Origin of the sequence: Halobacteriovorax vibrionivorans (assembly GCF_003346865.1) — a bacterium.
GTDB classification, from domain to species: Bacteria; Bdellovibrionota; Bacteriovoracia; order Bacteriovoracales; family Bacteriovoracaceae; genus Halobacteriovorax_A; species Halobacteriovorax_A vibrionivorans.
Genome location: NZ_QDKL01000002.1, coordinates 664,628 through 683,603, shown reverse-complemented (window position 1 = coordinate 683,603; position 18,976 = coordinate 664,628). Strand labels below are relative to the sequence as shown.

The following is an 18,976-nucleotide window of genomic DNA, read 5'->3' as shown; positions in this document are numbered from 1 at the left end:
AATTATTTAATAAAAATTTGAGAAAGTTTCTTTTTATAAATATTAGAAATAACGCGTGGTATCCTAAACGGTAGAAACTCAATGATCAGCTTTTTGAGAAACTCGATATAATTAGCATTGCGATACCATGAAAGACTTGAAAGTGAGTCGATCATTGGCCTATAGCCTTCGTTAATGAGCTCTTCAATACACTTTGAGTTATTAAGACGATTATACTTACTAAGATCCAGGGATAGGATGATATCTGCATCTTGAATTTGTTCTCTTGTTCTTAAGTCAATTGCAATATCCATAGCATTGCTAATTATGGCAAATGTATCATCTGGTTCTTGGTATTTTTGTACACCATTTAAATCAACCGCAACGATAATTCCAGCACCCATTTTATAAAGAGGTGAGACGGGAACATTCTCCGTGATTCCTCCATCGACGAGGGTTCTCCCTTCTATTACTTGAGGAATAAAGGCCCCTGGCACACATACTGAAGCACAAATTGCATCTGCTAAGTTTCCTCTGTGAAAGATTACTTGCTCTCCTGTTGAAATATCAGTTGTACAAATTGCAAGAGGGATCTGTGCATCTTCAATATTTACATCTCCCAGGTCCTTGATGATCATTTCCCTAATTGATTTTGTACTAAAGAAGCCTTTCTTTGGAATAGTCCAGCTTATTGAGTCTTTATAATTTAGTTTCTTTGCAAGCTCTTGGAAGTCTTCATAATTCTTTCCAAACGCATAGTAGGAAGCGACAATTGCGCCAACACTTGTACCAGATACGTACGATATCTTGATATTTTTTTCTTCAAAAGCTTTAAGTACACCGATGTGGGCAATTCCTTTAGCAGCTCCACCGCCAAAGGCCACACCAATTTTAGTATTTAGAAAGTTCCATCTCATAGTCTAATCTTAACGGAATATGAGGAACATCTCTACATAAAATACCAATTCCTTTTTCTTGAAGAGAGCTAGCTTTTTTGTCGAGATATCTTGCAAAGCTTAATGCTGAGATATTCATCTTAAGATAATTCTTTAGAAGCTTTTGAGGTGACTTCAGGCCAATGCTCTTGGCATGTTCTATATAGTAAGGAGTTAGATATGATGTGCGCCCAAGAGATTCAAGGACGTGTTTAAAGAGGCAATTGTATGGCCCATATTTGATCTCATTTGATAGTTCTTCTTCGATAAAGTCAGTAATATGGTGAAATCTGTCTTCACTTAGCATCTCTTTTAGATTCTTTTTAAGGTCTTTAGCTCCTATGCTATCTATTTCATTGTACATAAGAGTTGGAGGAGCTTGTTTACCTAGATAGGTCGGTGACTTACTCATTTCAATGAAATCAAGACAGAGAATTGGAATACCTGCTTCACGATAGGACCTAAGTTTCTTATTTAGGCCTTTTGAATAAAAGTGGGCGATTTTTTCAGCAAATATTAATTTATTTGAGATGGACTTACTTTTATTATTTGATATTGATGCATAGAAGCCTCTACGCTGGCGATTTTGTTCAATAGCTTCTTTTAAGTGCTCACTAAAACATTCTGATGCAAAAATTATTTGTCCTGAAATAATTGTGAAAAATAAGAGAATTTTACGCATCTTATACATGTATTATGTTTAGCATTGCTTAATGCTAGCGTCCATCAAGGCTAGAAGATTTTCAGGGTGCAGTGCGGGGGGACTGGAGGCCCTTCTCATTGTATAATTTGTGTAAATTCAGGAGTTTAACATGAAATATATCAAGCAAGAGGAATGTTATTTAATTCGTTTATATAAAGACGAAGATTTATTTTCTGCTCTCGAAGAGTTTGCAGTGGCCGAAGAGCTGTCAGCGGGAATGCTCAAAGGTATTGGGGCATTAAAAGAAGTTGAGTTAGGTTTTTATCACCTTGAAACAAAAACGTACGACAGAAAAGAATTCAATGGAGACTTCGAATTATTAAGTTTGGATGGAAACTTATCATATCTTGATGGAAGGCCATTCTTTCATATTCACACAGTATTAGGTGATGAAGACTTCTCTTGTAAAGGTGGCCATTTATTTAGAGCAAAGGTTGCAGTTACTACTGAAATTTATTTCTTTCCAATAACACAAAGAATTGAAAGAAAAATGGATGAAGAGATAGGCTTAAATTTACTTTCTCTACCAGAAGCATTTTCACGCTGTGGAATTAAGGGATAGGAATTAGGACTGAGAAGCTGTTATTTAAGCCACTTGGTAAAGCGGGCGTGATTACTTAGTTGTTTATTCTCTCTTTTAATTTTGAGTCTAACTCTTTGTTCAAGACTTAGTTCACTATAGATTGGCATATCAAGTATTCGACTTTTTGTGCCAATCTCTAAAGTTTCTAAGTCAATATACATAAGTTGATTATTCGTTACAAAAAAGTAATTTAATTCCCAGTTCCAGTAGTAGCCATATTGAAGAACAAATTCATTAAGACGTTGTTGTAGTTTTTTTGCCTGGCCCGAAATTTCCTTATCGATTTTTTCTTCAACAAGTCTTGTTAATTTTCCGTTTGGAATATCAAAGAGCATTAGAGATTGCGTTTCTTTTAGAAAGGTTGGCAGTTCAGGAAAATCACTGGAAAAATTTCTAAGCATTTCATGTGATTTTTTTTCAATTTCATTTTTTAAAAGAACCATGTAGTTCTCTTTCTTATGCTTCATAAAAAAGAAGTAATAACTACGATCATCAATGTATAAGGATACTTGATCAAAGCCTAGCTCTGATTTGATTAATTCTCTTTCGTTCACAGATATGTCCTCACTCTATAATAGAGTATAACACATATCTACTTAGTAGGATGGGCCTTTCTAGTAGAGAGACCTAGGAGTTTATAAGCTGGGCATACTCCTAAGAGCCCTGTTACGAGAGGTATTAGACCAATATAGCCCCAGTTACTCTTAGGACCCACAAAAACTAGCGATAATAGGACTACACCAGCTACGATGCGAAGAATGCGATCTGCATTTCCTTCATTAGTTTTCATTTTAGGCTCCTTTGAAATAATTCTTATTATGAAATCTTTATTTCATATTAATATTAATAAGGTTTAAAATTTCTTGATCTTTCTATGCTCTCATCCACCCCGTTAGAGAAAGTCTTGGCATATGAGCAGTCAGAACTTCATGGGGTAAGTCTTCAGAGATAAAAATTAAAAGTCGACCTTCTTTTGGCCGAATTGTATCAAGAACATTTTCGTGATGATTAAAATCATAGAGAACAACCTCTCCACCATCTCCATCATTCATATCATTTAGATAGAGAATAACACTTAGACGCCTCAAACCTCTTCCTCGATGCTGATCAACATGCTTCTTATAGAAGGCACCAGTATCGTAGAAGGCAAAGTGGCCCTCATAATTTCTAATCCCGAGATAGAAGAGAGGGTTTAAATAATCTTTTAATTGGTTAAGAAAGCTAAAATATTCTTTCAAGGCATTAGTCTGCTCATTTGTATCAGAAGAGATCCATGAGATTTTATCTCTTCGGATATGCTGATCGAGTCGTTTTGTGAGTTGTCTGCCAACTCTTGCTTGATCAAATTCACCAACTTCAAAACGACTAAGTGCTTCATCTTTTAAAGCACGCACTAGTTCGTTATTAATGAGTGTATCACTCACATAGTATCGATTCTTTGCTAGAGAATCGACAAGCCTATCAAGCTCTTTCATTTTAAATGTTCTCACAAGGCGCTTTATCAAAAAAGGCACCGAAAAAAGTGGCAGGAAGGATGGCCACTAAAACTGGATCAGAAAACTGATAAGAAGATTTATGCTGGAAACCTATCTAAGTCAATAAAAATGTAATAGCATTAAATAAAATAGGATCGATTATGATAAAAGCACTTTCTCACTTAGTGATAACATCATCAGATGTTATTAATATTTCAAGGTTTTTTACGGCCGTCTTCGAAGTTGAGGCCCATTTTGCAAATGAAGACTTCGCTGACTTTGTTCTACCAGACAAGAGTCGCGTGGCCTTTTTTAGGCCAGTGGGCAAGGCCAAAGACTATTTTGAACTCATTGATAATCCTGCTCAAGTCTCTTACGGAGTTACGGTTGAAAATGTGGACCAATTCTATGAGCAGCTTATGAACTTAAAGTCTGAGTTTAGCTTTGAAGTGAGTGGAGAGCCAAAGGATCATCCTTGGGGAGAAAAGAGTTTCCTACTCATTGATCCGGACAAAAATCGCTGGGAAATTACCCAATCTCCTAGTAAAGACGGGCACTTAGTGAATCTGGACTAAAGAACTCAACCAATTGTGTCGATAAAGTAATTATGCTTAATATGAAATTTGCGACACCATTATTCTTGTTAATATTGTTCACTGCCTTTATTGGATCATTCATGCAATATGATGATGCCGATGAGGTTACAACCTCCCGTGGGCCAGCTTCGACAACCTTGGGCCAAGAAGGGCCATTGATGTATGAGTGTGATATCTAATTATTATATGTCTTTCATATTTTTAATATAATTGTGATTTTGTTTAGTCTTGGATAAAAATGCCTCGAATTAAAAATTACGAGGTTGAAAATGTTGAAAGCGAAAAGTGTTGTTGTTCTATTATTAATGATTGTTTCAAGTGTCGCTGCTGGTCAGGTTGTGGCATGTCCTGAGTTAAATAACGTGGATCTGGCCTCAAGCTATGATCGTGATGAGTATATAGAAGTTCATTCTGAGAGTTTACCAAAATTAACAAAAGAAGAGTTCTCAAAGTATCCAGCATTTAAAGAATTTGATTATGAATATTGTGCAGATGCACTAGTTCTTAAGCAATTAGAGGCAACTCAAACAGGAAATATCTATACAATAGTTATCTCTATGGAAGACCATTGCGATGGTGGGAATTCATATGGAAATATTCTCGACGAAAGTGGAGAAATTGTTCTTGGAAGTATCGGAGACTCTTTTATCTCATGTTTCTAGCAGTTACGCTTCCAAGGCTTTAAGCTTTTGGGACTTTCACTATTAGGGTTGTATTTTTAGCGTGTGTATCGAGGGTTAATTCTCCTTGGTTTTTTTCTAGAATACTCTTTGATATTGATAGTCCCAATCCTGTTCCTTTACCAACTTCCTTAGTTGTATAAAAGGGATCAAATATCTTCTCGTGATGTTCTTGTGAGATACCTTTTCCAGAATCTGTTAATTTAATAACTAGCATTTTTCCTTCTTCAAAAGCCTCAATTCGAATCCATGAATCTTCCTGTCCTTCAATGGCATCATAGGAATTACTTAGTAAGTTTAGAAATACTTGTGATAGCTGAACTCGATCAACCTTTACGAGAGTATCAAATTCTTCATCATCAAGACTAAGCTTTAAATCAATGCCATGGGCCTTAAACCTTTCACTACAAATTGAAAGAGCATCTTGAAGAATATCTCGAATTGGCACTTCTATTAATTTTTCTCCATTAGAAGAGTCTCTTGAGACAATCCTCAAACTTGTGACAATTTGAGTAATTCTTTTCACTGTATCTGAGATTCGATCAAGATTCTTTTTTAATTCCTCATCACTTAAAGAATTACTTTGCATTTCTTTTTTTAGCTTAAAGACACTTCCGGAAATAATCGTAAGAGGATTGTTAATTTCATGGGCAATCCCACCGGCCATTTCACCAATTGCATTAAGTCTTGAGCTGTAGATTAAGCTTTGTTGTGCTTCTTCAAGATCTTTCAGGGTTTCAAATAGTTCCTGGGACTTATGTTGTTCTCGGCGATAACTTCGATCAACAAGTTTTAATATTTGATGAAGAAGAAAACTTAGCATTCCCATGACCCAAACATGAAGAGCTATTTCAGTTACTGGCTTATCAGGAATCAAAATAAGTGAAGCAATCACATAACTTAGGATGCCATAAATAGTCGCGTAGATACTGTATAGATGGCCACGTGATACTTCAAAGAAGATCGAGCTACTTGAAACAATCATGATTAAATATAGAAACCAAAATGGTGAAAAGGGCTCTTTTACCAAGACTAGACTTAAAGGACATAGAAAGGTTAGCGTCGTAAAGTGCCTAAAGACTTCTACTAATTGGGATTTACTCGTTCTTATACTGATTTGAGATAGAACAAGGTTGTAAATGAGAAAGAATAAGATGAATAGCGGACCGATTAGATCGAGACCATTAGTAAGATTATAGATAAAAATTGAAAATGATAAAATGGCCGTAAATGAACCTAGGCATAGGTCCATAATTCGAAGGACTTCTTTAATACTAGAAGTCGCAGTTTTTATATTATCGGCCATCTTGAGTCCTAATAGTAAGCTTTTCTTCATTTTATAATTATTGTTTTAGGTAAGACAAATTAATTAATATAACAAACTATAACTTTATCTTAGGCTATATGTTATTGACTTATTAAACTGATATTTATCACTAGCTTTTCTTTGGTCTTATATAATGAGATATGCGAAAATTTTTAGATATTAATCGGAGGATGTCTTGAAAAAGGTTTATATCGCATTAGTTATAATCGTTCTTATTGCAGTGGCCATCGGTGCTAGAGTCTTTTATTTCAAAAAAAACTTTGAATTAATTTCTCCTAAAAAGGGTGATGTGGTTGAGGCGATATATGGACTTGGTAGAGTGGAGTCAGATCAGGAATTTAACGTAAAGATTGGAGTGTTATCAATAGTTGAAAAGCTCTACGTTAAAGAGGGGCAAAGCGTAAAGAAGGGAGATCGTCTTATAAGCTTTGAAGGTCGGGTCCTTTTTAAAGCTCCTTTTGATGGAACAGTTACTCTTGTTGCAAATAAAGAAAGAGAAATTGTACTTCCTCAATTTACAGTTCTTACACTTAAAAATTTAAATCAAAAATACGTAGAAGTATCACTTGAGCAAGATGCTGCTTTAAGAGTTTTACCAAAACAAAGAGCAAGACTTGTTTTTGAAAGTCAGTCTCAGCTTAAGTATGAAGGCTATGTGAAAACAATCTATCCTAGAGAGGGAGAGTTTATAACACGTATTGAAGTTGAAGGCCTTGAAAAGAGTATTCTACCTGGGATGACAGCAGATGTTGTTATTGAAGTAGGAAAGAAAAAGGATGTACTCCTCATTCCAGTTAAGGCCATAAGCGATGGAAAAGTTCTTCGCATGAGAAATAAGAAACGAGAAAAAGTGGATGTCACAACTGGAAATAGTGATGGCATGTGGGTTGAGGTCGTCTCAGGTGATATCAATTTAGATGATCTTATTTTCATAAAGAGGTAGTGATGCTCTTTCTTGCGATGAAGCAACTTTTTTCAAAGAAGAAGCAAACGTTTCTAATTCTATTAGGAATAAGTTTTGGAACCATGCTCTATGTTTCAATCTCTGGAATACAACTAGGGTTTCGCAAATATATTATTAATTCTCTACTAAATAATACGGCTCATATTCTCATCTCGGGAAGAGAGGATATTATCGATCGTAAACTTGTGGATGAATGGTTTTATGCTAATCAAACGGTGAGCTGGATTACTCCTCCTTATGGAAAACGAAGCGAAGCAAAATTAGAAAATTATCAAGGTTGGGCAAATCGTCTTTCAAACCATCCTGAAGTTTATGACTATTGCCCGCGATTAAATATCCAGGTCATGATTAAAAGAGGAGACCTTACTCATAATCTGGCCCTTGTTGGTACTGAGGCAAAACGTCAAATTAGAGTAAGTAAAATAGCTGATTATATGAGAGAGGGAGACTTCTCCTCTTTATCCAGTGGTGGGAATAAGATTATTCTTGGCGTAAAGGCCGCTGAAGAAATAGGTGTACGTGTCGGACAATTTGTTGAAGTGGTTACAGGATCTCTGGATCAAAGAAGTTCGTTTAAGGTTGTAGGGCTTCTTTCATTTGGAGATGAAAATGTTGATAAGTCCATTGCTTTTGCTCATATAGAAGATGTTCAAAAGTTAAATAAAACACCTGGACGTATCTCTGAGGTCGCAGTGGCCCTCTTTAATATGGATAAGTCTGGAGAATTGGCCGATCAATGGTCTCTATTAAGTCATGATAAAGTTGAGGATTGGCGAGAGGCAAATCCCATGTTTATGGAGATGATTATGATGCAGGATATGGTTCGCTATTTTATTACGATAGCAGTACTTATCGTTGCTGCTTTTGGTGTTTATAACGTACTAACAATTATGATTAACCAAAAGAGAAAAGAGATCGCAATATTACGTTCTATCGGCTATGCGCCTAAGAAAATTTTAGAGCTCATCATGTACCAAGGAATCTTCTTAGGAATAAGTGGTGGAATTTTGGGAATGATTTTAGGTTATGTTGTCAGTAGATTAGTTGAAAGTATTGAACTTAATATTGATATTGGTGGAAATAATCATTTATTAATTGATTATGCACCATCGACATATGCTATCTCATTCTTTGCGGCCCTTATCGCTTCTTTGATAGCAAGTTTTTTACCGGCCTTATCCGCAAGCCGTATGACTCCAATTGATATCATTAGGGGAGAGTGATGATTCGAGCAGACAATATTGTTAAAGAGTTTGGTGAACCTCCACAACGCATCCTCCATGATATTAGCATGGAGATTAAAGACGGGGAGTTTGTTTCAATTGCAGGCCGTTCTGGAAGTGGAAAATCGACATTATTATATATTATAAGCTCACTAGATGACCCAACCTCAGGACATATTTATATTGATAATAAGAATGTAACACATATGAGTGTTGATTCTGTTCATGAATTTAGAAGTCGACATATTGGTTTTATTTTTCAATTTCACTATCTATTGCCGGAGTTGACTGCTTTAGAAAATATCCTACTACCTCCCCGAAATTTAGGCTTATTAAAAGAGTACCAAAAACGAGCTCGGTTTCTTTTAGAGCAATTAAATATTGGCTATGTCGCAAATAAATTGCCGAGTCAAATGTCTGGAGGGGAACAACAAAGGGTTGCAATCGCAAGGGCATTAATCATGGAGCCTCGCTATATCTTTGCAGATGAGCCTACTGGAAATCTCGATTCCACTAATGCAGAAGTGGTAATGAATATTTTAAAAGAAACTAATGAGCAAAAGGGAACAACTATTGCTTTGGTAACCCATGATCGCGGCTTTTCTAAAATGGCCGAACGAGAAATCTTTCTAGTTGATGGCCATGTCTCAGAAACTTATACTGGTGCATAATCAAGTTGTTATTCCAAGTGAGAAACTATCTTTTAAATTATCTAAGTAGCTAGAATTTCATGAGATAATTGGGTGTTTAAAGATTTTTCATGGCCTAAAGAAGTTACAGGATTGGATATAATTATTCATAATCTTGATAATATTAGGTCATGAAAAATCTATCCCCGAAACTAAAGAAAACTATTTTAACAGGAGTTCTACTCCTTTCACAAATCAACTATGCTGCGACTTTTATTAAGGCCGAAGAAACTGCTTTCAAGTATATCAAGGCCACTGAAATCGTAAACGATCGCTATATCTTTGAAGAATGTCATGGAAATAGGGAAGAGCTAAAATGTCGAAATCTATTTTCTGATTATCGTACCTTTGCAAGAAGTGACATTAAGAAAATGGCCGATATGAATGGCCGCCACGCTCTTTATGCTGCCGGTGCTGACGTCGCTATTTTAGCTGTTTCAGCTTATCTAGGGTTAATTATCGGAGCAAAAGCAACAGCTGCTTACTATATTGGAACAGGTGTTAGTCTTGATGGAGGTGTCGCTGCTGCTGGAGGATTCTTCTTTGGTGCGCCGACTGGAACAGCTGCTGGTTCTGCAATGGCCGCAGGCCTTGATGAATTAGATCCTTTTGTTCATAGAGATATGTCTATTGCATTAGAACAAGTTATCGGAGTTGCTGATGAAGATGATCTTGATGATGTAGAAGCGCAAAGAAGAAAAGAAGGAATGATTGTTGAAATTGAAGATATTAATTTTGATCAATTAAAGAATAAAATAAAAGGTCAGCTAGAAGATCTTGATTAAAAAAAGGCCTCGTTTGAGGCCTTTTCTTTTATCTTTACTCAGTTTCAACTGCTGGAAAGTATACGTCTTGTTCCCCAATTTTATGATTTTCAGGGAACGCATTTTTAAGCTCATCAATCGAATAAACACTTTCAGGAAGGTTTAGGGACTTTCTTAATTTCTCCATTGTCTCAGGGGCAAATGGTGAGAGCATAATAAGAATATTTCTTAGGATATAAAAGCTTGAATAAAGAGCATCAGTACGCTCTTTCTCATCAAAGCGATCATCGTGAGGTTTATACTGATTAAATAATCCGTTAATAATACGAGCATAATTCTCTAGTGCACCAAGGGCCTTTGGATATTCTCCCTTTGCCATAAACTTCGTATATTGTTGAACGATCTTAAGAGTCTCTTTTTCTGTCTTACCAATAAGCTCTCCCTTAGGAACCACGCCACCAAATTGCTTGTGACAAGCTGAGATTGGTTTTTCAAAAGAGGCATTCATTGGACCTGCAAGGAATGCATTCTTGGCATTGAAAACTTCAAAATCAAAGTTAGAAGCTTTCTCTGAAAGACTTAGAGTTGAAAGGAAGTAGCGAACTTGGTCTGCCGAGTATCCCATCTCATCAATTAATTGATCACCAGTATAGAAGTTTCCTTTCGACTTACTCATTTTTTCACCATTAATTTGTAGGTGAAAATTAGAGAAGATATCTGTTTGTTGGAATTCCCCTTTAATCGCTTGTCTCATTGGGTCTTCTTGAGCACCAAACCACATCGCACCTTGCATGAGAACGTAGAAGAAAACATTATCAGTTCCAAGGAATTGATAAATATTGGCATCAGGGTCTGTCCAAAAATCCTTATAAGTTTGCGGATCGAGTCCTTTTTTCTTAAGAGCTACTTTTGTAAAAGAAATCGGTGCAATTAAAGACTCTGGCCAAACGTAGAGAGTTTTTCCTTCCATCCCTTCATCAAGGTCAGTTGGAACAGGGATTCCCCATGAAACATCACGAGTAATCGCTCTATGTGCCCAAGCATCATTAAGTTCACACTCAATACCTTTATCAGTTAATTGTTTCTTACCTGTTTCAAGGTCAGCTAGGTTTTCAAATTGAACAACAACTTTCTTTCCTGGAGCGTAACGGCTCTTGTGCTTTGGAAGATCTCCCTTAATTTCTTTGTAATCTGCTTCTGATTTATTAGAAAAGATCACACTTGGATAAACTGTTCCAAATACTTCTTGAAGAACTGGTTTTCTCCATGTCTTTTGCTTTGTATCTAACCATTCTATAAGTTGGTCAGTCACTTTCCACATATTTAAATACCAGTGATCAGTTTCTTTAAGAACAGGAGTTGCATCACTTACTGTTGAAACAGGGTTCTTTAATTCATGTGGATCATAATTTTTCCCACAAACATCACATTCGTCACTATATGCTTTTGTATTTGAACATTCACTATTTGGACATTCACCTTGAACATAGCGATCAGGAAGGAACATATTTAATTCAGGATCAAACCATTGCTCACTTGTCTTCTTATCAAGCATCCCATTACCATGCATCTTTCTTAAAAAGTCTTGGCATAGTTCTTTATGGGCCTCGTAATTTTCTTCACGAGATGTTCCTGTATATGTATCAAGTCCAATAGAATAGCGCTCCATTGTTTTGGACTGCTTAGCATGAACTTCACCAATAAATTCTTGTGTTGTTTTTCCTAGCTTCTTTGCTGCTACTTCACTTGTTGATCCATGATCATCAGTACCGCAAACAAAGAGAACATTGTCTTGACCGATAAGAAGTTTTGTCCACCTTGCATAAATATCAGCTGGAACGTGTGCACCTGCTAAGTGACCAATATGAACTGGCCCGTTTGCGTATGGCATACCTGCAGTTACGACTGCCTTCTTAGGTCTTTCAACGCGAGATAAAATTGTCGGAATGTCCTGTTTTGGACGCATGTTTTTCTTTTGATTCTTGTCATTTGTCATGACAAATAATTTAACATTTGGAGCCTAGCATCGTCTATACAAAAGCTCCCTCGAGATTGAGGAGGGCCTCTTTCACTTGAGCTCCTCCAGCATAGCCTGAAAGTTCACCGGACTTATTTATGACGCGGTGACAAGGAATCAGGATGCATAGCGGATTTTTTCCGTTAGCACTTCCTACAGCTTGGACGGCATCAGGTGAGCCGACTTTTTGGGCAATATCTGAATAGGTCGTAGTCTTACCATAGGGAATATTTAGAAGCTCGGACCAGACTTTCTTTTGAAAAGAAGTTCCTCTTGTTAGAGTTATTGGCAGCGTGAATTTCTTGCGGCTACCTGCAAGATACTCTTCAATTTCGCCTTCTGCATCGTGGAGATATTTGATAATTCGCTGATCATCATCTAGATGTGGAGGGTCGAGTTCTTGGTCTTCCCAGCCCATATAGGAAATTCCATTTGGATTAGCACAAATATAGATTGTTCCAAATTTCGAGTGATATTCTATTTGTCTTTCAGTGAAGCTTCCTATCATAGAGAAGATTATAGCATTCTTAAATCTTAAGAAGAACTTATGTTTTGCCAAGTTTGAGTGAAGAAGGAAGAGGAATATTAGAAATAATTTAAATATGATCCAATTGTATTATTTTTGCGTATATAGTTTTATAGGTTAAAGTTTAATTATTATTTATACACTGGAGTTATAATGAAAAGATTTATTCAGATACCTTTACTAACCTTAATTATGTTCTTTAGCGCTCAGGCCAAGGATGTTGAGCTAGGTCAAAAAGTTCCTGACTTCACAGTTAAAAATCATAAAGGGAAAGACTTTACTATGGCCTCACGTAAAGGCAAGTGGACAGTTCTTTACTTTTATCCAAAAGCTGGAACACCTGGATGTACTAAACAGGCTTGTGCCTTTCGCGATAGTATTAAATCTATTCGAAAGCTAGGAGCCGAAGTCTACGGTATAAGCGTTGATTCGGTAAAGGATCAAGCAGAGTTTCATGAAGAGCATGCCCTTACTTTTGATTTACTTTCTGATGAAAGTGGGGAAGTAACGAAGAAGTTTGGTGCAAAGATGGCCGTCTTTAATATGTCAAAAAGATGGACCTTTATTATTGATCCTAATTTAAAAATTGTGGCACTTGATCGCGATGTCGATCCGATGCTAGATGCTGACAAGGTGAGTAAAAACCTTGCAAAATTACAAAGCCAAAGCGGAAAATAAATCCTCAATAAATCAAATACAGTAATTTAGAACTAGTTCTAAGTTACTGTATTTATTAAAGATCTTTATATCTATTGAATAACTTAACTTTTCTTATAGTTAAAATCTATCATTAAATAGACAAAATAGAATGTATTTAAAAAGACTCATTCGCAATAATAGTTTCAACGAAATTATGGTTTTTTATTTTTCAAAGGAGCTTTAAGCATGAAAAGAAAACTTCCTTTGCTGATTGCCACTTTCGCACTTCTGAGTTGTGCATCAAACTCAGGGGACGGGATGCAACAGCAATTTGCAAAAGGTGAAGCAAAACCAAATTCATTTTGGTGGCCAAACCGAATCGATCTCTCTCCACTGAGACAACACTCACCAGAGTCTAGTCCTTTAGGAAGTAACTTCAACTATGCAAAAGAGTTTAAGAAATTAGATCTTTCTGCAGTAAAAAAAGACATCAGAAAAACACTAACGACATCACAAGATTGGTGGCCAGCTGATTACGGTCACTATGGGCCTTTCTTTATTCGTATGGCATGGCACAGTGTTGGTACATACAGAAGTCACGATGGCCGCGGAGGTGGCGGCGGTGGTCAACAACGTTTTGAACCACTTAATAGCTGGCCAGATAACGTATCTCTAGACAAGGCAAGAAGACTGCTTTGGCCAATTAAAAAGAAATATGGAAATAAAATCTCATGGGCCGATTTAATGGTTCTAGCAGGTAACGTTTCACTTGAAGATATGGGATTCAAAACAATTGGATTCGCCGGTGGACGTACTGATGATTGGGAAGCTGACCTTGTTTACTGGGGACCAGAGACTCAATGGCTTGCTGGAGACAAGAGATATAAAGGTGATCGCAAGTTAGAAAAACCACTTGCAGCAGTTCAAATGGGTCTAATCTATGTAAACCCTGAAGGACCAAATGGTAAGCCTGATCCACTACTTGCGGCAAAGGATATCCGTGAAACATTTGGAAGAATGGGAATGGATGATGAAGAAACAGTTGCTCTTATCGCCGGTGGACACACTTTTGGTAAGGCACACGGTGCCCATAAACCACAAGACTGTTTAGGGCCAGACCCAGCAGGAGCACCAATTGAAAACCAAGGTATTGGTTGGAAGAATAAATGTGGAAAAGGACACTCTGAAGATACAATTACTTCGGGTCTTGAAGGTGCATGGAATGCAACTCCAACTCAGTGGACAACAGGTTATCTCGATAATTTATGGGCATTTGAGTGGAAGCTGACGAAATCACCAGCAGGTGCTCATCAGTGGATTCCAACAGATGAGGGCGCAGCGGAGATGGTTCCTGATGCTCATATTAAAGGTAAGCGTCATGCTCCAATTATGTTCACTACAGATATCGCACTTAAGAAAGATCCAGCTTATGCAAAAATTTCAAAGGCCTTCTTAGATGATCCAAAGAAGTTTGAGTTTGCATTTGCAAAGGCTTGGTTCAAACTTACTCACCGTGATATGGGGCCAAAGGCTCGCTATATTGGTAAGGAAGTTCCTAAGATGTCATTTCAGTGGCAAGATCCAACTCCAAAAGGAAAGAAGATCTCAAGTGCAACAGCTAATAGTATAAAGAAAGCTGCACTAAAGTCGGGATTAAGTGTATCTGAGCTTGTAAAAGTTGCTTGGGCCTCAGCTTCAACTTTCCGCTCTACAGATATGCGAGGTGGTGCAAATGGTGCACGAATTGCTCTTGCTCCTCAAAAAAGTTGGGAAGTAAATAATCCTAAACTTCTTGAAAAAGCACTTCCTAAGCTTGAAAAGATTAGTAAAAGATATGGAGCTTCTCTGGCAGACACTATTGTGCTTGGTGGTGCAGCAGCTATTGAAAAAGCAGCTCGTGATGCTGGTGTAAAAGTCAAAGTTCCTTTCAAGTCAGGAAGAGGGGATGCGACTCAAGAACAGACTGATATTACATCTTTTAAATTCCTTGAGCCAAAAGCAGATGCTTTCCGTAACTACTACACTGAAGAGTCAGGAAGAACTCCAATCTATATGCTAATCGATAAAGCAAATATGCTTGGTCTAACTGTTCCTGAGATGACAGTTCTAGTCGGCGGGATGAGAGTTCTCGATGCAAATGCTGACGGTTCAAAGCATGGAGTTTTCACGAAACGTCCAGGAAGATTATCAAATGATTTCTTTGTAAATCTTCTAACAATGGATAATAAGTGGGTTAAGTCGAGTATGCCTGGAATTTATGAAGGTCGTGATCGTAAGACAAACGAACTTAAATACACAGCAACTCCTGTTGACTTAGTCTTTGGTTCTCATGCAGAGCTAAGAGCTGTTGCAGAAGTTTATGCTTCTAACGATGGTAAACGAAAGTTTGTAAAAGACTTCGTAAAGGCTTGGACAAAAGTCATGCAAGCAGACCGTTTCGATCTAAAATATAAATAACTAAAAAAATCCTGACCGAATATTTTCGGTCAGGTTTCTCTTCTTATGAAAATATCCATTCTTACAATAGTATTACTTTTCCAATTAAATACTTACTCGAAGAATTATCTCGTTAAAGCATACGAGGTGAAGGGGAGGGAGACAATGTTCTTCGAACCCAGTTATTTACAAATTAACAAAGGCGATACTGTAACTTTTAAGCCAATGGAGAGTTTTGCTCACCAGCCTCAATCTATTTTCTCTCCAGATGGTGAAAGAAAGTGGCAAGCTGAAAAAGGGAAGTCAATTACTGTAAAGTTTGAAAAAGAAGGTATCCATATCTATAATTGTAAATTTCATTTTGTCATGGGGATGGCCGGAATTATTCAAGTGGGGAAGGCCACTAATTTCGAGCAAGCAAAAAACTTTATTAAAACTTATCAGACGAAAGTGGCCATGAGAAAAGAACGATTGATTAAAAACTTAAATCAAGTGAAAAATTAATCTTTTGAATAGGTTTCAACAAACTTCTTTATATGATCAATATTCTCAAGAATATACTTAGCTTTTGTTAGGCCAAAACTAACAACAGTACCATATTTCTCAAGTTCATTACCTTCTTCATCAACTTTGTAGATCTTTAAAATCTTATTTCCCTTAAATTCCTCAACAGTTACGTTATGTGGTGCTAATTCATCGCTCATATTTGTCTCCTTAAGAAAAAAATTATCTTTATCTATGTTAAAATAATTCGAAAAGAAAGAGAATGTGAAATTAGAAAAATAATTATTAACCTAAACGATTAGGAGTGATTTATGAATGAAGTAACAAAGTTACTTAAAGTTGCAGATGAAGAACTTAAGTATATTAGCCTTAAGGATCTATGTGAGAAGCACAATGTTGATTTAAATAAACTACCGCATACGGTAAAAATTCTTTTAGAAAATATTGCAAGAAGAGTTGATGGGAAAGATGTTAAGGACTCTGATGTTGAGGCCCTTGCTACATGGCCAAATGATAAGGATTCTTCGTTAGCATTTATGCCTGCAAGAGTTTTAATGCAAGACTTCACTGGTGTACCAGCTGTCGTTGACCTTGCTGCAATGAGAAGTGCAATGGCTAGAAATGGAGGAGATCCAAAGGCCGTGAATCCATATGTTGGAGTTGATCTTGTAATTGATCACTCAGTACAAGTTGATAACTTTGGCCATGCTGATTCATATGAAAAAAACTTAGAATTAGAATATGAAAGAAATGCAGAACGCTATGCCCTTTTAAATTGGGCCCAGCAGGCCTTCAAAGATTTTCGAGTTGTGCCTCCAGGAATGGGGATTTGTCACCAAGTTAACCTTGAGCACCTTGGTCATGTTGTTCAAAAGAAAAATGGATGGGCACTACCAGACACTCTTGTTGGTACAGACTCTCACACGCCAATGATTAATGGACTTGGTGTTCTTGGTTGGGGTGTTGGTGGAATCGAAGCTGAAGCAGCAATGCTTGGTCAGCCAATGTTCTTACCAAAGCCAATTGTTATTGGTGTTAGAACAATCGGTAGCTTACCAACAGGAGCAACAGCAACAGACCTTGTTCTAACTCTTACTGAAAAACTAAGAGCTCATGGTGTTGTTGGTAAGTTTGTTGAATTCTTTGGTGATGGGCTATCTAGTTTAAGTATTGCCGATCGCGCTACACTTTCTAATATGTCGCCAGAGTTTGGTGCTACAGCAACGCTTTTTCCAGTGGATCAAGTCACACTTGAATATCTTAGAATGACTGGGCGTGGAGAGAAGGTTGAGCTTGTTGAAAAATACACAAAAGAGCAGGGACTATTTAGAGAAGATGGTGATGTGGAGCCAAAATTTAGTGAAATCCTTGATCTCGATTTAAGTAAAGTTGTTCCAAGTCTTGCTGGCCCTAAGCTTCCTCAACAGCGAGTGAATCTTTCTGATGCTAGAAAATCATTTGATGATAATTTCAAAGTTAACAAAAACGAAGGCAAGACAATTAAGCACGGTGATGTTGCAATTGCGGCAATCACTAGTTGTACAAATACTTCTAACCCGTCTGTCATGTTGGCCGCAGGCCTTGTCGCAAAAAAGGCAGTTGAAGCAGGATTAAAGACAAAGCCTTGGGTTAAGACTTCTCTTGCACCAGGTTCTCGAGTTGTGACAAATTATTTGAAGAAGTCAGGCCTTCTCCCATATTTAGAGCAACTTGGTTTTAATCTTGTTGGTTATGGTTGTACGACATGTATTGGAAACTCAGGTCCTCTTCCAGAAGAGGTATCTAAAGATATTAATGAGAATAATTTGGCCGTTGTTTCTGTTTTATCAGGGAATCGAAATTTTGAAGGGCGAGTCCATAGTCAAATTAAGGCCAGCTACTTAGCTTCTCCACCTCTTTGTGTGGCATACGCTTTATCTGGTACTTTCTTATGCGATCTTTCTAAAGAAGCAATTGGACAAGATGAGAATGGAAAAGATATTTTTCTTAAAGATATTTGGCCAACACCTGAAGAAGTACATGAATTAATCTCTTCTTCTGTATCAACTGAGCAATATGAGTATGAATACGGCAGAATCTTTGCAGGGGATGATAAGTGGAAGAGTATGGCCTCTCCAAAAGGTGATCTCTTTGAATGGGATAAAGATTCTACTTATGTGCGTGAACCTAGCTTCTTTGTCGACCTTCCAAAAGATCCTGCCCCTCTTAGAGATATTGAAGGAGCAAAGATCATGTGTCTTTTAGGAGACTCGATTACAACGGATCATATTTCGCCAGCTGGCTCAATTGGAAAAGATTCACCTGCAGGACAATACCTAATTGAACAAGGTGTAAAGCAGAAGGACTTTAATAGTTTTGGTTCTCGTCGAGGAAATCATGAAGTCATGGTTCGCGGAACTTTTGGAAATATTAGGCTTAAAAATCAAATGGCCCCTGGAACAGAAGGGCCTTGGACAACTCATCTTCCTAGTCGCAAGCAAATGAGTATTTATGATGCTTCACTTAAATATCAAAATGAAAACGTACCTCTTATCGTTGTGGCCGGCAGTGCATATGGTTCTGGAAGTTCAAGAGACTGGGCGGCCAAAGGAACTAATCTGCTAGGGATCAAGGCCGTTTTAGCTGAGAGTTATGAACGTATCCATCGTAGTAACCTTGTTTGTATGGGTGTTCTTCCTCTTCAATTTAAAGAAGGAGAGAGTATTGAGTCCCATAAAATAACAGGTCTTGAAACTTTTAATATCATCGGTGTCGACGGTGGTGTAAAGCCAGGACAAGACTTAAATGTTGAGATGATACGCGAAGATGGAAGTGTTGTTGAGTTTGCTGTTACTTTAAGAATTGATGCTGCAGCAGAAGTAGACTACTACGAACACGGTGGAATCCTACAAATGGTTTTAAGAGAGATGCAAAGTTAAAAATCAGCGTAAAATGTG

At 37.3% G+C, this 18,976-nt stretch carries 20 protein-coding genes; 11 read left to right on the top strand and 9 right to left on the bottom strand.

Features of this window, described 5'->3' with window-relative positions; translation table 11 throughout:
- Positions 1–2: 2 nt before the first annotated feature.
- Positions 3–896 carry a patatin-like phospholipase family protein gene (locus DAY19_RS09155; protein ID WP_115361631.1) on the bottom strand — a complete coding sequence of 298 codons (894 nt, stop codon included), beginning with the start codon at positions 894–896 and terminating at the stop codon, positions 3–5.
- The gene (locus DAY19_RS09150; RefSeq protein WP_115361629.1) at positions 871–1,605 is read right to left on the bottom strand and encodes a hypothetical protein; all 735 of its coding nucleotides are present in this window, start codon (positions 1,603–1,605) and stop codon (positions 871–873) included. Before DAY19_RS09150 ends, DAY19_RS09155 begins: the two co-directional genes overlap by 26 nt.
- Positions 1,606–1,726: 121 nt before the next feature.
- On the opposite strand from DAY19_RS09150, the gene DAY19_RS09145 reads away from it, so the two are divergent.
- On the top strand, positions 1,727–2,179 hold the full coding sequence (locus DAY19_RS09145; protein ID WP_115361627.1) for a PPC domain-containing DNA-binding protein: 453 nt from the start codon (positions 1,727–1,729) through the stop codon (positions 2,177–2,179).
- A 20-nt stretch (positions 2,180–2,199) separates the two neighbouring features.
- Here DAY19_RS09145 and DAY19_RS09140 read toward each other — a convergent pair whose 3' ends face one another.
- From DAY19_RS09140 to DAY19_RS09130, 3 genes are all read right to left on the bottom strand, one after another.
- Positions 2,200–2,754, bottom strand: coding sequence for a hypothetical protein (locus DAY19_RS09140; protein ID WP_115361625.1), 555 nt, complete (start codon positions 2,752–2,754; stop codon positions 2,200–2,202).
- A gap of 38 nt (positions 2,755–2,792) precedes the next feature.
- Positions 2,793–2,990 carry a YgaP family membrane protein gene (locus tag DAY19_RS09135; protein WP_115361623.1) on the bottom strand — a complete coding sequence of 66 codons (198 nt, stop codon included), beginning with the start codon at positions 2,988–2,990 and terminating at the stop codon, positions 2,793–2,795.
- Positions 2,991–3,072: 82 nt separating this feature from the next.
- Positions 3,073–3,690, bottom strand: coding sequence for a 2OG-Fe(II) oxygenase (locus tag DAY19_RS09130; RefSeq protein ID WP_115361621.1), 618 nt, complete (start codon positions 3,688–3,690; stop codon positions 3,073–3,075).
- A 146-nt stretch (positions 3,691–3,836) separates the two neighbouring features.
- On the opposite strand from DAY19_RS09130, the gene DAY19_RS09125 reads away from it, so the two are divergent.
- Together DAY19_RS09125 and DAY19_RS09120 are read left to right on the top strand one after the other, a co-directional pair.
- Positions 3,837–4,250: a VOC family protein gene (locus tag DAY19_RS09125; protein WP_115361619.1), complete on the top strand. Its 414-nt coding sequence runs from the start codon at positions 3,837–3,839 to the stop codon at positions 4,248–4,250.
- 290 nt (positions 4,251–4,540) lie between these two features.
- Positions 4,541–4,933 carry a hypothetical protein gene (locus tag DAY19_RS09120; protein WP_115361617.1) on the top strand — a complete coding sequence of 131 codons (393 nt, stop codon included), beginning with the start codon at positions 4,541–4,543 and terminating at the stop codon, positions 4,931–4,933.
- A gap of 19 nt (positions 4,934–4,952) precedes the next feature.
- Here the strand turns inward: DAY19_RS09120 and DAY19_RS09115 are convergent, their stop codons facing one another.
- Positions 4,953–6,287, bottom strand: coding sequence for a sensor histidine kinase (locus tag DAY19_RS09115; protein WP_115361615.1), 1,335 nt, complete (start codon positions 6,285–6,287; stop codon positions 4,953–4,955).
- Positions 6,288–6,453: 166 nt separating this feature from the next.
- Between DAY19_RS09115 and DAY19_RS09110 the strand changes: the two genes are divergently transcribed.
- From DAY19_RS09110 to DAY19_RS09095, 4 genes are all read left to right on the top strand, one after another.
- Entirely contained in the window at positions 6,454–7,221 is a 768-nt protein-coding gene (locus DAY19_RS09110) for an efflux RND transporter periplasmic adaptor subunit (RefSeq protein WP_115361612.1), read from the top strand.
- Positions 7,222–7,223: 2 nt separating this feature from the next.
- Entirely contained in the window at positions 7,224–8,465 is a 1,242-nt protein-coding gene (locus DAY19_RS09105; protein WP_115361610.1) for an ABC transporter permease, read from the top strand.
- Positions 8,465–9,136 (top strand): ABC transporter ATP-binding protein, encoded by a 672-nt coding sequence (locus DAY19_RS09100; RefSeq protein ID WP_115361608.1) that lies wholly within the window; start codon positions 8,465–8,467, stop codon positions 9,134–9,136. Before DAY19_RS09105 ends, DAY19_RS09100 begins: the two co-directional genes overlap by 1 nt.
- A gap of 149 nt (positions 9,137–9,285) precedes the next feature.
- The gene (locus DAY19_RS09095; RefSeq protein WP_115361606.1) at positions 9,286–9,939 is read left to right on the top strand and encodes a hypothetical protein; all 654 of its coding nucleotides are present in this window, start codon (positions 9,286–9,288) and stop codon (positions 9,937–9,939) included.
- A 34-nt stretch (positions 9,940–9,973) separates the two neighbouring features.
- Here DAY19_RS09095 and DAY19_RS09090 read toward each other — a convergent pair whose 3' ends face one another.
- Entirely contained in the window at positions 9,974–11,914 is a 1,941-nt protein-coding gene (locus DAY19_RS09090; protein ID WP_199506638.1) for a methionine--tRNA ligase, read from the bottom strand.
- A gap of 34 nt (positions 11,915–11,948) precedes the next feature.
- A complete protein-coding gene (locus tag DAY19_RS09085) occupies positions 11,949–12,443 on the bottom strand; it encodes a methylated-DNA--[protein]-cysteine S-methyltransferase (protein WP_115361602.1) in 495 nt (164 codons plus the stop codon).
- Between the two features lie 171 nt (positions 12,444–12,614).
- Here DAY19_RS09085 and DAY19_RS09080 point away from each other — a divergent pair, with 171 nt between their 5' ends.
- The 3 genes from DAY19_RS09080 (at position 12,615) to DAY19_RS09070 (ending at position 16,040) form a co-directional block, all read left to right on the top strand.
- Complete coding sequence (locus DAY19_RS09080) at positions 12,615–13,139, top strand: peroxiredoxin (protein ID WP_115361600.1); 525 nt, start codon at positions 12,615–12,617, stop codon at positions 13,137–13,139.
- A 279-nt stretch (positions 13,140–13,418) separates the two neighbouring features.
- Positions 13,419–15,557, top strand: a complete 2,139-nt coding sequence (katG, locus tag DAY19_RS09075; protein WP_199506648.1) for a catalase/peroxidase HPI — start codon at positions 13,419–13,421, stop codon at positions 15,555–15,557.
- 144 nt (positions 15,558–15,701) lie between these two features.
- Positions 15,702–16,040 carry a plastocyanin/azurin family copper-binding protein gene (locus DAY19_RS09070; protein ID WP_158536860.1) on the top strand — a complete coding sequence of 113 codons (339 nt, stop codon included), beginning with the start codon at positions 15,702–15,704 and terminating at the stop codon, positions 16,038–16,040.
- Here the strand turns inward: DAY19_RS09070 and DAY19_RS09065 are convergent.
- On the bottom strand, positions 16,037–16,240 hold the full coding sequence (locus tag DAY19_RS09065) for a hypothetical protein (protein ID WP_115361594.1): 204 nt from the start codon (positions 16,238–16,240) through the stop codon (positions 16,037–16,039). The genes DAY19_RS09070 and DAY19_RS09065 overlap by 4 nt on opposite strands.
- A 111-nt stretch (positions 16,241–16,351) precedes the next feature.
- Between DAY19_RS09065 and acnA the strand changes: the two genes are divergently transcribed.
- Positions 16,352–18,958 carry an aconitate hydratase AcnA gene (gene acnA, locus DAY19_RS09060; protein ID WP_115361592.1) on the top strand — a complete coding sequence of 869 codons (2,607 nt, stop codon included), beginning with the start codon at positions 16,352–16,354 and terminating at the stop codon, positions 18,956–18,958.
- The last annotated feature ends 18 nt before the right edge of the window (positions 18,959–18,976 follow it).